The organism is Actinomyces sp. B33, from assembly GCF_028437565.1.
Classification (GTDB): Bacteria; Actinomycetota; Actinomycetes; order Actinomycetales; family Actinomycetaceae; genus Pauljensenia.
In genome coordinates, this window is record NZ_JAMRYR010000001.1 from 1 (window position 1) to 14,450 (window position 14,450).

Below are 14,450 nucleotides of genomic sequence, written 5' to 3' on the forward strand. Positions count from 1 at the left end.
ACCCCCGCAGGTGAGGGGAGCAAGGCCGCCCCGGCACCAGTAGCCGCCGATCCGGGACGAATGATGGCCTGCCAACCGACAGGCCATCACCCCCGGGCTCGACAACAACCTCGACGCCCCCTCGGGTTGCCAGACGCCGACCTTTCGGGTTGTCGGACGCCGACCTCTCAGCTTGAACCAGAGCCGGCCAACTCCCTCGTAACGGCCTGGCAGCGCTTCCCGGCCACGAAACCTCCAAATAATGAGGCCCCCGCCTGCAGGTAAACGCCTCCGGACACGGTGGCGACCCCGATACGACGAAAAGGCCACGACCACTCTTAACGACAACCTCAAAACCCACGAAACCGGGCCCCACACCAGCCTGCCCAACCAACACGAGGCCACCTCCTGCGCAGCACCGCCGCCAATGGCGCTCTTTCGAAACCGAAGCGACGACGGCGCCGGCCCCGTTCATCGGCCTGCCCCGCCAGCACGAGGCACCTTCCGTGAGGTCGTGCAGCCGACGGTGACTTTTCGGGGCGGGGTTCAGCCGGCCAGGGTCGACGTGCGGGCTTCCTCCCGGAGCGGATCGACGGCGACAAGACCAAACGACTCTTGACAACGACTGCAAACCCAAGACATCAACATCGCCCGGCCCATTCGACGGTCTCCTCGGCCAGCACGGGGGCATGTCCTGCGGGGTGCTGCCGCCGAAGGCACGGCTTCGAAACCGAGGTGATGGTATTGCCCGGCCCATTCGTCGGCCTGCCCGGCCAGCACGGCGCCAACGAGCCGAAGCGATCACGTCGCGGTTGGGGACGCCCTCACTGAGTCGGTGCGCCGGCGGTTCTGGCGGTTCGACCGTTCAACGGGTTTATCCTCCCCGGATCTGTTGGCAGACCTCGGCCGGAAACGGGATGAACGCGATGATTCCGGCTCGTGCCGGATCCAGACGAGCGATGGCCGCGGGCAGTTCGTCGGCGGCGCAGCCCAGGGCCATCCCCTACGCAACACCAAGACTTTTAAGAACTATTGACTGTTCCACTATGCTCGGCAAACGTTGGAGACTCGAGACGCACCTCGACCACGCGAATCGGCCGACCTCGACTCCGCCCTCATCGATCATGTCAACCGCCTCTTCTGGGAGGGCCCCATGCTGAGCTCCGTCCTGAGCGTCGTCAGCGACGCGCTCTACAGCTACATCCTCATCGCGCTGCTGATCCTCGTCGGCCTCTACTTCTTCATCCGCACGCGCGCCCTGCCCCTGCGGCTCTTCGGCGAAGCCGTCCGCGTCGTCCTCGAACCGCCGCACGAGGACGGGGAGGTCTCCTCCTTCCGGGCCCTCATGGTCTCCACCGCCTCGCGCGTCGGCGTCGGCAACATCGCCGGCGTCGCCACCGCCATCGCCCTGGGCGGCGCCGGATCCGTCTTCTGGATGTGGGTCATCGCCCTGCTCGGAGGCGCCTCGGCCTTCATCGAGTCGACCCTCGCGCAGATCTACAAGAAGCGCTCGGCCCACGGGAACTCATACGGCGGCCCCGCCTACTACATCCAGATCGCCCTCAAGCAGAACTGGTTGGCGACGCTCTTCGCCGTCATCCTCATCATCACCTACATGGGCGGCTTCAACCTGCTCGCCTCGTTCAACGTCTCCGACGCGTTCAAGGCCTACGAGTGGGCCTACGACGAGTGGACCCCCTACATCGTCGGGGCCGTCCTCGCCATCGCCATGGGAGCGGCGATCTTCGGCGGGACCCGGCGGCTGACGACCGTCACCGGCGTCCTCGTGCCGATCATGGCGATGATCTACCTGGCCTTCGGCCTGCTCGTCATCGTCCTCAACTGGCGCAACGTCCCCGCCATGTTCGGCGCGATCTTCACCCAGGCCTTCGACTTCGCCGCGATCTTCGGCGGCTTCGCCGGGTCGGCGATGATGCACGGCATCAAGCGCGGCCTGTACTCGAACGAGGCCGGCGTCGGCTCGGCCCCCAACGCCGCCGCCTCCGCCTCGGTCTCCCACCCCGCCAAGCAGGGGCTCGTCCAGATGCTCTCCGTCTTCATCGACACGATGATCATCTGCACGCTCACCGCCTTCATCGTCCTGTCGTCGGGCATCGGCATCGACGGCGAGACCACCGGATCCCCGCTCGTCCAGAGCGCGATGTCGACCGTCCTCGGCGGGTTCGCCGCCCCCTTCGTCTCCTTCGCCCTCCTGCTCTTCGCCTTCACGACGCTCATCGGCAACTTCTACTACGCCGAGGTCAACTTCCGCTTCGTCCTGCGCCGCATCGACATCCCCCGTTGGGGGTTCACCGCGTTCCGCTCCGTCGCCGTCATCCTCGTCTTCCTCGGGGCCTTCCTCGAATTCAAAGTGGCGTGGAGCCTGGGAGACATCCTCATGGGCCTCATGGCCCTGATCAACCTGCCGGTCATCGTCCTCCTGGGCAAGAAGGCGATCGACTGCGCCGACGACTACCAGCGTCAGCGACGCGAGGGCGTCAACCCCCACTTCCGGGCCGCCTCGATCGGGATCACCGAGGATCTCGACTACTGGCAGCAGTGAGTTCTCCGGGCAGACGCCCCTCGGGTGACGCCCCCGGCGACCCGCCGGCCGTCCACCCGCACCATCCATCCCATATGAACCGGCGCGACCACCGCGCACCGGACCGCGCACCCGGCCCCGGCCCGTCGCCCCTTGACGGCAACCGGGGCCGAGGTGTTCTCCCCCGCTTCCGACCCGACCACGACACCGCCACGAGGATGCAATGAACCACCCCGCGAGGACGAACCGCCGGCTCCGCGCCCCCCGGATCCCCCGATTCCCCCGGCTCACCCGGCTCGCGGGGGCCATCCGCCCGGGAGCGCTCGCCGCCCTCTGGCTCGACATCCGCTACCTCCTCCTATCCAAGATCCTGACCGCGCTCCTCGTCATGCCCGCCTACGGGGTCCTCGTCCGGCTCCTCATCCGCAGTTCCGGGCGCACGAGCATCACCTCCGGCGACCTCACCGGCTTCCTGCTGAGCATCCCGGGCGCCCTTGTCGTCCTCCTGAGCCTTGCCCTCGTCACTGTCCTCCTCGTCACCGACATCGCGGCATTCTCCCTGGCCGAACTGGCCCGCCTGCGCGGGGAGGCTCCCCCCTCCGCACGGCGCCTCCTCGTCGAGGCCCTGGCCACGCTGCCGCGCTTCGTCCACCCCGGCACGCTGCTCCTCGTCTCCCACTTCATCCTCATCGCGCCCCTGGCGGGGATCGGCCCCTCTCTGGCCGAACTCGACTGGGTGCGCGTGCCCGCGTTCGTCGCCGACGTGATCCTCGCCGATCCCCTGTACTCCCTGGCGTACGCCTGCGCGCTCCTGGCCTTCAGCGTCCTCGCGTTCCTCCTCATCGCGACGATCCCGGCGATGCTCGTTCGCGGGTGCAGCCCATGGCAGGCGATGGGCTCCTCCGCGCGCTTCGTCGCGCGCCAGTGGCGGGGACTGCTCGCGGACATCGCGCTCTCCCTCCTCGTCCTCGGGGCGGCCCTCCTCGTTTCCTGGGCGGGACTCGCGGCGAGCGTCTCCCTGTCGTCGCTGCTCCTGCCCGACGGCGTCGCGGCGGAGCGCTTCATGATCCTCTTCACCGGCCTGGGCATCGTCCTGTCCATCGGTGGCGCGGTGGCGCTCGCCATCCCCCGTGAACTGCGCGTGGTGACGAGGCGCTTCGTCACCTGGGAGCGGCATGCGATCTGCGCCGATCCGACCGGCGGGGTCGGCGGCGGGGAGCGGGACGAGGCCGATCCGGGCGCTCTGCTCGACGAGGCCGGTCGGCGGGAGGCGGACCGGGCGCGGCGGGACTCTCCCCGCGACGGGCGGAGCGCCGTCGGCCTCGCCGATCTTGCCGCCGCGCGCCGACTCGCGGCGTCGGCGGCGTCGGCGGCGGTCGCCGTGGTCGCGGTCGCCGGCCTCCTCGCCGCGTTCCCCGGGGAGCTGACCCCCGCCTCCCGGCCCGTGATGGTCGCCGCCCACCGGGGAGGCGGCGAACTCGACGCGGAGAACTCCCTGGCCGGACTGGAGGCGGCGATCGCGGCGGGCGCCCAATGGTCCGAGATCGACGTCCAGCGCACCGCCGACGGGCACTACGTCATCAACCACGACGCGACGTTCGCCCGCGTCGGCGGGGTGGAGAAGCGGTCGTCGGACATGAGCCTCGACGAGGTCCGCGCCGTGCGGATCGCCAACGGCTTCGCCCCTGGCCGGCCCGCCCGCCCGGTGGCCACGCTCGAGGAGATGCTCGACGCTGCCCGCGGCCGGATCCGGTTGTTCGTCGAACTCAAGGGGGAGACGGCCGACCCGCGGATGGTCGACGAGGCCGTCGCGATGATCCGCGAGCGCGACATGGTCGATTCTGCGGTGATCCTCAGCCTCGATCCGGCCCTCATCGACTACTGCGAGAGCGCCCATCCGGACATCGCCTCCGGCTACCTCTACTTCTTCGCCTTCGGGGACGTCTCCCGACTGCCCGCGGACTACCTCGTCATGGAGGAGGGGGCGGCGACCGACGCGGCGCTGGCGGCCGCCCGGGCCGCCGGCAAGCGCGTGTTCGTATGGACGGTCAACACGCCGGAGGCCCTTTCCCGATTCGCCGCGGCCGACGTCGACGGGATCATCACCGATCGGCCGGAGGCCGCGATCCGCGCGGTCTCGAAGCGCTCCGTGGCCTCCGACCTCGATCGGCTCGTCGACTGGCTCTTCCTGCGGTAGCGGTTCGTGCGGTACGCGCGTCCAGTGGGGGCCGGACGCGGCGGGCGAGGCGCTTCACGGCGTCGCCGGGGATCGCGTTCCCGGGACGGGGCCCGACGCCCTGGCCCGGACGGGACTTCCTCCCCCGCGCGCACGAGTCGGCCCCGGCGCCGTCGATGACACGAGACGCCGGGGCCGAGGGCGTGAACGGGGTCAGCGGGCGGACGCCAGGAGCGCCTCCTCCGCCTCCTTCGTCCACAGGCCGTCGTTGAGCAGGGCCGCGACCTGCGGGTACTCCTGCTCCAGCTCGCCGACCGGGGTCAGCCCCAGGTCGTGGAGCATCGGGAACACCATGATCTTGCCGCCGGAGGTCCGCTCGATCACCGACGTGATCGCGTCGCCGAAGCCCGCCATGCCCGTGACCGCCCACAGCGAGATCGTCGTGTCGATCACCCCGTCCTCGATCTTGCGCAGGACCGTGCGCATGTCGGACACGTCGGAGCCCGACGTGCCGAGCATGAAGATCCTCCGCTCGATGATCCCCTGCAGGTCGAAGTCGCCGAACGTGCCCGCCGGGATCCCCGCGAAGGCGTTGAGGATCGCCCCATCGGCGCAGATGTCGACCGCCTGGGAGACGAGCGCCGGCACCGGCACGAGGCAGGTGACGTGGGTGTACCCGTATTCGAGGGGCGACGTCGACGTGTTGACGATGTCGAGGGGGACGCCGTTCTTCTCGGCGACGGGCCCGACGACCCTCGTCAGGCTCTCGAGGCGCTCGTCGGACAGGTCGGTGCCGACCACCGACAGGCCCGGAACCCCGGAGGTCACCGCGCGCATCGTGTGCATGACGCCCATCGGCCCGGCGGCGCCGATGAACGCGCACCTGTCGTTCTCGCGCAGGTCGCCGTCGGCGGGGATCCACGCGTATCCGTCGGCGGGGTCGGAGCCGGTGGTCCCGCAGAAGCGGATGAAGTCGTAGTGGACGCGACCGATGTCGAGCGACACCTTCCGGGGGATGGTCTGGCCGTCGAGGACCACGCACATCACCGCGCGGGTGCCGAGCAGCAGGGCCGCCTTCTCGATGACGGCGGGGTCGGCGCAGAAGACGACGACGTCGTCGAACTCCTGGCCGGCCAGCGAATCGACCTCGTCGCAGGCGACGGCGACGGTCTCGGCGGGCGCGTGGGAGGCCGTCAGGGAGTCGACGCAGCCCTCCCCGACGACGAGGAGACGGCCCCCGTCGGCGAGGTGGTTTCGCTCGGCCCACGCGTAGGAGCCCTCGACGGTGGCCCACGGCTCGATGAGGCCGACGGCGGCCGCGGAGGGGCCGTCGGAGACGTGGATGAGGAACTCCTCGCCGGTGGGCGAGACGACGCAGCGCTCGTCGACGACGACGTATTCCTGGAGGGCGCCGTCGAAGTTGTAGCCGAACGCCCCGTTGGACTTCGCGGTGCGCAGGTGCTTCCAGTCCGCCTGGACGAGGACGCGGTCGCCGACCGCGAAATGGGTGACCTTCTCCCCGACCTCGACGATGCGGGCGACGGGCTCGTGGCCGGGGGTGGTCGGCTGCGCGCCCGGGTGGTAGCTGGGGATCTCGGCGAGGGCGTCGAGGTCGATGCCGGCGACGACCTCCGACTTGCGCGGGTGGGTGTCGAACTGGTGGAGGAGCTTCGTGTCGGAGAAGCAGATGCCGCAGGCCTCGACCCGGAGCATCATCTGATGCGGCCCGACCGGGTCGATGGGCTTGCTGTCGTTGACGATGAACTGCTCCTGGCCGACGATCTGGATCGCGTACTGGCTGTCGGGGTACTCGGTCATGGGACGGGTCCTTACTACTGGGGAGTCTGTCTGGTGGTCTCGCGCCGGGCCGTCGGGCCCTCTGGGGAGTGCGGGAGGCCCTCGGCCCCGCTGCGCGGCCGGTCTCGGCGAGCGGGCGGGCGGGGCCCGGATCGTGTGGCGTCGACGGTCAGTTCATCATCACCTGGCCGCCGGTGACGGGCAGCGCCTGCCCGGTCTCGTAGGCCTGCTCGACGATGTAGTAGATCGCGCGCAGGACGTCGACGCCGGTGGCTCCCCGGCGCATGGGGACCTTCGACTCGTAGAACTCCTTGACGTCGGCGACCGTGCGGGCCCCGGGGACCTTCCCGGATTCGAGGTACTGGACGAAGAGGCCCTTGACCGGGTCGGACCACAGGGGGCCGTCGTAGAAATTACCCGGGCAGATCGCGTTGACCTTGACGCCGTGCTCGACCATCTCCAGGGCGAAGGACTGGACGAGGCCGATGCCGCCGAACTTCGATCCGGCGTAGGCGGCGTTCTTATTCGAGCCGACGAGGCCGGACTTGGAGTTGATCTGGATGATGTCGGTGAGCCATGCGCCGCCGGACGTCTCGTGCTGACGGGCGAGGAGCCCGCCGAGGTGCTTGGTGACGAGGAAGAACGCGACATAGTTGATGTCGGTCGACAGCTGGAAGGCCCCGAGGTCCTGCTCGAGAACGGATCCGGCGCGGACGATCCCGGCGTTCGACACGACGAGGTCGAGGCCGCCGGTGACCCGCTCGATCTCGGCGGCCATCGCGGCGACGGAGTCCTCGTCGGCGACGTTGACGGTGATCGGGTGGGTGACGTCGGATCCGAGCTCGGCGGACTTGGCGGCCGCGCCGTCGCCGTTGAGGTCGGCGATGTACACGAAGCAGCCCTGGTCGACGAGGCCCTTGGCGATCTCGGCGCCGAACCCCTGGGCGCCGCCGGTGACGACGGCGACGCGCCCGGAGATCTCCCGTTCGGAGCGGGAGGTCGTCGAGACCTCGTAGGAGTGCCCGTCGACGGCGACGACGGCGGGGAGTTCGAGGTCGACGAGGGCCTCGGCTCCGCTCAGGTCGGCGGGCAGGTCGAGGACGGGGGCCCCGTCGGTGGCCCGGACGATGACGGGCCGGCCGAGGGTCTTGAGGAGGAGGCCGCGCAATGCGGGGGCGTGGGACATGGAGTGCTCCTTGGTCGTGGGAGATCGGCGGGTCAGGCCCGGGTGGCGCGGCGCGCGACGGAGGCGGGGTCCTCGCCGTCGGCGATGGCCCGGCCCAGGGGGGCGTATTCGGCGATGCGCTCGGCGAGGCGCTCGGGGGTCGGGCGGCCCGATCCGAGGAGGTGGAGGCCCGGGTCGATGGTGGACAGGGCCTCGTGGGCGACCATGGCCCACGTGGCCTCGTTGAGGCCGGCGAACTCGGGGCGGCGCAGCTCCGGGCAGGTGAACGCCTGGCGCGGCTGATTGATGTCGACCCCGGAGATCTCGAGCATCCCGTGCTTGACGGCGAGCTCATGGATGCGGGCGAGCTGGGCGGGGGTGTTGCGCGGCGGCATGTAGGTCACGGCGCGCAGCCCCGTGTCCTCCATCGCCTCGAAGAGCTCGTCGAGGAAGTCGTCCTCGAACTTCTCGGCCTTCTTGTCGCCCGTCGGGGAGGCGGACACGTCCCCGAGGTAGGCGTAAGTGGCGATGGCCCCGATGGAGTCGGCGAAGGCGACGACCTCCTTCGCGGTGACGCACTCGTCGGTCGGCTGGATGTAGATCCGGTCGAGGTACTCCGCCTTGAGGACGCCGAGGAGGTCGTACATCAGGTGCGGGTTCTCGGCGTCAGCGAGGGCGGCCGCCAGCGGGCCGGGGACGGTCACGCCCATCGATTCGAGCCCCTCGACGAGGGAGGGCCCTCGGCCGAAGCCCGTGATGAGGGCGGTCGCCATGGCGGCGAGGAGGTGGCGCTCGGTGATTCCCCCGCCCGACGCGTACTGGGAGATGCCGACCATGTCGGCCTGCGGATCGAAGGGCTCCAGCCCGAGGCCGACGAGGATCTCGTTGGCGGCCTCGGCCATCGCCAGGGTCCGCTCCAGGCGGGCGGCGCGCATCGGGGCGAGCCAGGCGTCTACCGCGTCGCGCGCCTGGTGGGGCACGCCCTGGACGGTCATGTAGGCGATGCCCGCGGAGTCGGGGTTGTTGAGCTTGCGCTCGCCCAGGGGCCCCTCGGGGTCGAAGAAGGCGCGGATCTCGAAACCGGTGACCGAGCCCATGCCGAGCAGCCGCGTCGCCTCGGTCATCTCGTGGGCGGCGGCGATGGAGTCGTGGTCGACCGAGCCGACGACGCGCAGCCCGTTGCGACGGGCGTTGAGGGCGGCCGCGGTCGGCGTGTACGGGCTGAAGGAGTAGCAGGTGTGGATGTGGTTGTTGGATTCGACGACCCATTCGGGGAAGTCCTCATCGGGAATGGCCCGGCGCAGGGCGTCGAGTCGTTCCTCTTGGCTCAGGGTCGCGTCGTTGATGGCGTCCATGGCTCCTCGCATCGCTTCGTGCATGTGGTCGGCAGGGGTGGGGACAAAAAGGGTCCGCTGGGGGCGGGCGCGGCGCCGTCGCCGCGCTGCGGGCCGGTCGGACGGCTCGGCGGCGCCATCGCCGCGAGTGCGTCCGACCGGCCGCGTCTCACAGTCCGAGTCGGTTCAGTCGCGCGATCTCGCCCTCGGTCTGGTGTGCGGTCGACGGGACGCGACCGGGCAACGGGACGATCCGCTCGTGGATCGCGTCGATGATCCAATCGACCTGCGGGAAGAAGTACGACTCCAGCTCGGGGCCGGGCGTGATGCCGTTGCGCGACCCGACGATGGCGATCGGCGCGTCGAGGGCGTCGAAGGCCAGGGTCTGGACGTTGGCGGCGACCGTGTTGAGGAAGGAGCCGCGCTCGACCGCGTCCGAGGTCAGCAGCAGGCGGCCCGTCTTCTTCACGGACTCGATGAGCGTGTCGTAGTTGAGCGGGGCGACGAAACGCAGGTCGATGACCTCGGCGCTCATCCCGTACTCGTCCTCGAGGACCTGCGCGGCCTCCATCGCCCGGTACATCGTCGCGCCGTAGCCGGCGATGGTGATGTCCGTGCCCTCGCGCCGGATCGCGGGCTCGCCCTCGGGAGTCTCGTAGTAGCCCTCGGGGACGCCGCCGGGCTCGAACTCCTCGCCCTTGTCGTACAGGAGCTGGGACTCGAAGAAGACCACCGGGTCGGTGCCGCGCAGGGCGAGGTTGAGCATGCCCTTGGCGTCGGTGGGGGTCGTCGGGAAGTAGACCTTGAGGCCGGGGATGTGGGCCGTCAGGGCCGACCAGTCCTGGGAGTGCTGGGCGCCGTACTTGTTGCCGACGGACACGCGCAGGACGAGCGGCATCTTGAGCAGACCGGCGGACATCGACTGCCACTTCGCCATCTGGTTGAAGACCTCGTCGCCGGCGCGCCCGAGGAAGTCGCAGTACATGAGCTCGACGACGGCGCGGCCGCCGGCCATCGCGTAGCCCACGCCGGCGCCGACGATCGAGGCCTCGGCGATCGGCGAGTTGAAGAGGCGCCGGTAGGGCAGGGCCTCGGTGAGGCCGCGGTAGACGGCGAAGGCGCCGCCCCAGTCGCGGTTCTCCTCGCCCCAGGCGGCCATCGTCGGGTCCTCTGTGAAGCGGTGGAGCATCGCCTCGAAGAGGCCGTCGCGGAACTGGTACATCCGCATCTTGGAGACCGGCTTGCCATTCTCGTCGACGGCGGTGCGGATCTTCTTCTCCAGGGCCTTGACGCGGGGGTTGTCCGTCAGATCGATCTCGGCCTCGCCCTCCTCCATCGCGTCGACGGGGGTGTTGGAGAACATCACGGTGTCGATGTAGCCGTCGGCGACGCGAGGGCAGTTCTCCTCGTCGATGGCCAGCTGGAGGACCTTGACGAGCTTCTCCGTCAGGCCGGCCGTGTAGTCGTCGATGTCGGACCGGCTGGTCAGACCGTTGGAGATCAGCAGGTCGGAGTAGGTCGCGATGCAGTCGACCTCCTCCCACAGGGAGACCTCGTCCTTGGTGCGGTACGAGGAGGCGTCCGACGGCGAGTGCCCGGAGAAGCGGTAGGTGATCGTGTCCATGAGGACGGGGCCGCGCCCCTCTTCGAGGATCTTCTTCTTGCGGGAGACCGCGTCGGCGACGGCCAGGGGGTTGATGCCGTCGACGCGCTCGGCGTGCATGGCCTCGGGGTTGAGGGCCGCGCCGACGCGGGCGAGGACGTCGTAGCCCATGGTCTCGCCGTAGGTCTGGCCGCCCATGCCGTAGAAGTTGTTGAAGAAGTTGAACAGGATCGGCGGATTGCCGCCGTCCTCCTCGCGCCACAGGGTGCGGAACTGGTCCATGGCGGCGAAGTTCATGGCCTCCCACACGGGGCCGCACGCCAAGGCGGCGTCGCCGACGTTGGACACGACGATGCCGGGTTTGCGGGTGATCCGCTTGAACAGGGCGGCGCCGTTGGCCACGGGCGCGGACCCGCCGACGATGGCGTTGTTCGGGTAGGAGCCGAAGGGCAGGAAGAAGGTGTGCATCGAGCCGCCCAGGCCCCGGTTGAAGCCGGACTTGCGGGCGAAGATCTCGGCGAGGGCGCCGAAGAGGATGAAGTTCTCGGTGAGGTCGAGGGTGTCGGAGTAGTCGATCTTCTCGGCGAAGGACAGGGTCTCGCCGTCGAGGAAAGTGGTCATGATCTGCTCGAGCTGGTCGGCGGGCAGCTGGCGCATCGCCGAGTAGCACTTGGCGAGGATCTCGCCGTGGGAGCGGTGGGAGCCGAAGACCTGGTCGTCGGGGGTCAGCACGGCGGCCTGGCCGACGTAGGCGGACTCCTGGCCGATGCCCAGGTGGGCCGGGCCCTTGTGGTTGTAGGCGACGCCCTGCCATTCGCCGGTCTTCTTGATGGAGTCGAGCATCGACTCGAAGGTGCGCACGACGATCATGTCGTGGAGCATGTTGACCAGGCCGTCCTCGCCGTGGCGGCCGATCTCCGCGTCGAGGTCGAACGAGTACTGGTTGATGGGGACCTCGGGGAATTCGACGCGACCGGGGGCGCGGACCTTGCTCGGGTCGACGATCAGGGACTGAGTCATCGGTATCTACTTCTTTCGGTGGGTTCGGTCGAGGGATGGCGGCGGCCCGTCAGGGCCCGGCCGGGCGGCTCGCCCGGCGGCGTTCGGAGCGTTCAGAGTGTGACGGCCCAGGCGGCTTCGCGGATGACCTCGGAGACGGTGGGGTGGGGGAAGACGACTTGGCGCAGGTCCTCGACGGTGAGCTCCATCTCGAGGACGGCCTGGGCGCCCCAGATCATCTCGGCGGCGTAGGCGCCGAGCACGTGGATGCCGAGGACCTGGTGGGTCGTCGGGTCGACGAGGATCTTCGCCTCTCCGGGGGCCTTGAAGCCGTTCTCGGCGATGAAGCGCCCGGACATCTGGGCGGGCACCTTGGCGACGAGGACATCGCGGCCCTCGCGCTTGGCGGCGGACTCGGTGAGCCCGACGCCGGCGGCCTCGGGGATCGAGAAGACGGCCCACGGGACGGTGTGCCAGCGCATGACCTCGCCCGAGGTGTGGGCCTGGGGGTCGAGGATGTTGGCGGCGGCGATCTCGGCCATGCGATAGGCGGCGTGGGCGAGCAGGGAGCGCCCGGTGACGTCGCCGATGGCCCAGACGTTGGGCAGGTTCGTGCGCATGCGGTCGTCGACGACGATGCCGCGGTTGATCTCCAGCCCGGCCTCCTCGGCCCCCCACCCCTGGGTGGCGGGGCGACGGCCGACGGCCATGAGGACGATGTCGGCCTCGACGGACTTCTTCTCGTCCCCCTTGGAGTAGTGGACGGTGGCCCCGTCGAGGGATTCGACGCGGCACCCGAGCTCGAAGGTGATGCCCGTGGTGACGCCGCGCATCTTCGCGGCCATGTCGTCGTCCATGAACGGGAGGATCTCGGGGGTCATCTCGATGACGGTGACCTCGGATCCGAGCGTCGCGTACAGGGAGGCGAATTCGACGCCGATGACGCCGCCGCCGATGACCGCCAGGCGCTGGGGGACCTCCTCGAGGGAGAGGATGCCGGTGGAGTCGACGAGGGCGGGGTTGTTCTCAACCCCGGGAAGCGGCGGGACCGCGGGGACGGAGCCGGTGGCGATGATGACGTGGTCGCAGGTGTACTGGATGCCGTCGGCGCTGACCCGGCCGGGCCCGTCGAGGTGCCCGCGGGCGTTGACGACGGTGACGCCGGCCTTCTTCTCGGTGGCGGTGACGCCGGCGACGAGGCCGGAGACGACCGTGTTCTTCCACTCCTGCATGCGCGCCCAGTCGTAGGTGACGCCGGTGGCGTCGACCCCGAACTGCGAGGCTTCCTTGGCGTGGAGGTAGTTCTTCGCCCCGGCGAGGAGGGTCTTGGTCGGGATGCAGCCGACGTTGAGGCAGGTGCCGCCCAGGGCGTTCTCCTCGATGAGGAGGACCTTCTTGCCGGCGTGCCCGAGGCGCTCGGCAGCGAGGTATCCGCCGGGGCCGGCCCCGAGGATGATGACGTCGAAGTGTGTGTCGGTCATGGTGTGTGCTCCTTGTGTCGTCCGGTCAGGCCAAGACCGTGACGTCGATGGCCTCGATGGCGGCGACGAGGTCCTTGAGGAAGCGGGCCCCATCCGCCCCGTCGATGACCTGGTGGTCGATCGTCAGCGAGAAGTTGATGCGCTGCTGGACGCCGATGGTCCCATCGGCGACGACGGGGGCGGGGGTGGTCGCCCCGACGCCGAGGATCGCGGTCTGGGGGCGGTTGATGACGGGGGTGAAGGTTTCGATGCCGAAGGCGCCGATGTTCGACACGGTGAAGGTCCCGCCGGACAGGTACTCGGGGGAGATGGCGCCGTTGACGGCGTCCGCCCCGAGGCGCTTGGCCTCGGCGGAGAACTGCTTGAGGGTCAGGGCCTGGGCCGACCGGATGACGGGGACGAGGAGGCCGCGGGGGGTGTCGGCGGCGAAGCCGAGATGGACCTGCTCGTAGGTGGTGAGGACCCCGTCCTCGAGGGTGGCGTTGAAGACCGGGTACTTCGGGAGCGTCTTGGCGACGGCGAAGCACACGAGGTCGTTGATCGTCACGCGGGTCAGGCCCAGGGACTCGTCGGAGTTCTTGAGCTTGGCGCGCAGGGCGAGCAGTCCGGTGGCGTCGGCGGTGGTCGTCAAGGTGAGCTGGGCGCTCTCCTGGAGGGAGGCCATCATCCGCTGGGCGACGACCTTGCGCACGCCCTTGAGGGGCTCGGAGGAGGTGGCGCCGGGGAAGTCGGCGGCCGGGGCGGCCTGCGTGACCGCGGGGGCGGCGGAGGGCTGCGCGGGGGCGGCGAGGTCGGCGGTGGTGACGCGCCCGCCGATGCCGGTACCGGTGTCGGCGGTGCCCCCGAGGGCCCGGGCGGCCGAGGTGAGGACGGGGCCGGCGGCGATGGCTGCGGCGACGTCGCGCTCGATGATGCGGCCGTGGGGGCCGGAGCCCTCGGCGATCGAGGCGGTGTCGACGCCCTTGGCTCCGGCCAGGGCCCGGGCCCGGGGGGAGACGGCGCCGGTGGAGGCGGTGGTGGCGTACGACGGGGCGGGGGCCTGGGCGGCCGGCTCGGGCGCGTCGGCGGGGTCGGGCACGGTGGGGGCCCGGTCGGGGGCGGAGTCGGCGGGGGCGAGGTCGGAGATGTCCTCGCCGGGCTCCCCGAGGATGACGAGGGGGTCCTTGACGGGGACCTCGTCGCCTTCTTCCCACAGGATCTTCAGGACGGTGCCGGCGTCGGTGCTGGGCACCTCCATCGTCGACTTGTCGGTCTCGATCGAGCACAGCGTCTGGTCGACGGCGACGACGTCGCCGACTGCAACCGCCCATTCGACGATCAGGCAGGACTCGACGGAGTTGCCCAACTGGGGCATCACCACGATGGTGGCCATGT

Annotated in this window: 8 protein-coding genes; 2 read left to right on the forward strand and 6 right to left on the reverse strand. The window is 70.0% G+C overall.

Annotation, left to right across the window (positions count from 1 at the left end):
- Positions 1–1,132 precede the first annotated feature (1,132 nt).
- Both M3T53_RS00005 and M3T53_RS00010 read left to right on the forward strand, forming a co-directional pair.
- Positions 1,133–2,542, forward strand: a complete 1,410-nt coding sequence (locus tag M3T53_RS00005; RefSeq protein WP_272432370.1) for an alanine/glycine:cation symporter family protein — start codon at positions 1,133–1,135, stop codon at positions 2,540–2,542.
- 202 nt (positions 2,543–2,744) lie between these two features.
- Entirely contained in the window at positions 2,745–4,718 is a 1,974-nt protein-coding gene (locus tag M3T53_RS00010) for a glycerophosphodiester phosphodiesterase family protein (protein ID WP_272432371.1), read from the forward strand.
- 192 nt (positions 4,719–4,910) lie between these two features.
- On the opposite strand, the gene M3T53_RS00015 is transcribed toward M3T53_RS00010, so the two are convergent.
- From M3T53_RS00015 to M3T53_RS00040, 6 genes are all read right to left on the reverse strand, one after another.
- Positions 4,911–6,515 carry an alcohol dehydrogenase catalytic domain-containing protein gene (locus tag M3T53_RS00015; RefSeq protein ID WP_272432372.1) on the reverse strand — a complete coding sequence of 535 codons (1,605 nt, stop codon included), beginning with the start codon at positions 6,513–6,515 and terminating at the stop codon, positions 4,911–4,913.
- 148 nt (positions 6,516–6,663) lie between these two features.
- On the reverse strand, positions 6,664–7,680 hold the full coding sequence (locus tag M3T53_RS00020; RefSeq protein WP_272432373.1) for an SDR family NAD(P)-dependent oxidoreductase: 1,017 nt from the start codon (positions 7,678–7,680) through the stop codon (positions 6,664–6,666).
- Positions 7,681–7,712: 32 nt separating this feature from the next.
- Positions 7,713–9,014, reverse strand: coding sequence for a PHP domain-containing protein (locus M3T53_RS00025; RefSeq protein ID WP_272432374.1), 1,302 nt, complete (start codon positions 9,012–9,014; stop codon positions 7,713–7,715).
- Between the two features lie 148 nt (positions 9,015–9,162).
- A complete protein-coding gene (locus tag M3T53_RS00030; RefSeq protein ID WP_272432375.1) occupies positions 9,163–11,616 on the reverse strand; it encodes an alpha-ketoacid dehydrogenase subunit alpha/beta in 2,454 nt (817 codons plus the stop codon).
- A 92-nt stretch (positions 11,617–11,708) separates the two neighbouring features.
- Complete coding sequence (gene lpdA, locus M3T53_RS00035; protein WP_272432376.1) at positions 11,709–13,076, reverse strand: dihydrolipoyl dehydrogenase; 1,368 nt, start codon at positions 13,074–13,076, stop codon at positions 11,709–11,711.
- Positions 13,077–13,101: 25 nt separating this feature from the next.
- Positions 13,102–14,448, reverse strand: a complete 1,347-nt coding sequence (locus M3T53_RS00040; RefSeq protein ID WP_272432377.1) for a dihydrolipoamide acetyltransferase family protein — start codon at positions 14,446–14,448, stop codon at positions 13,102–13,104.
- Between the last annotated feature and the right edge of the window lie 2 nt (positions 14,449–14,450).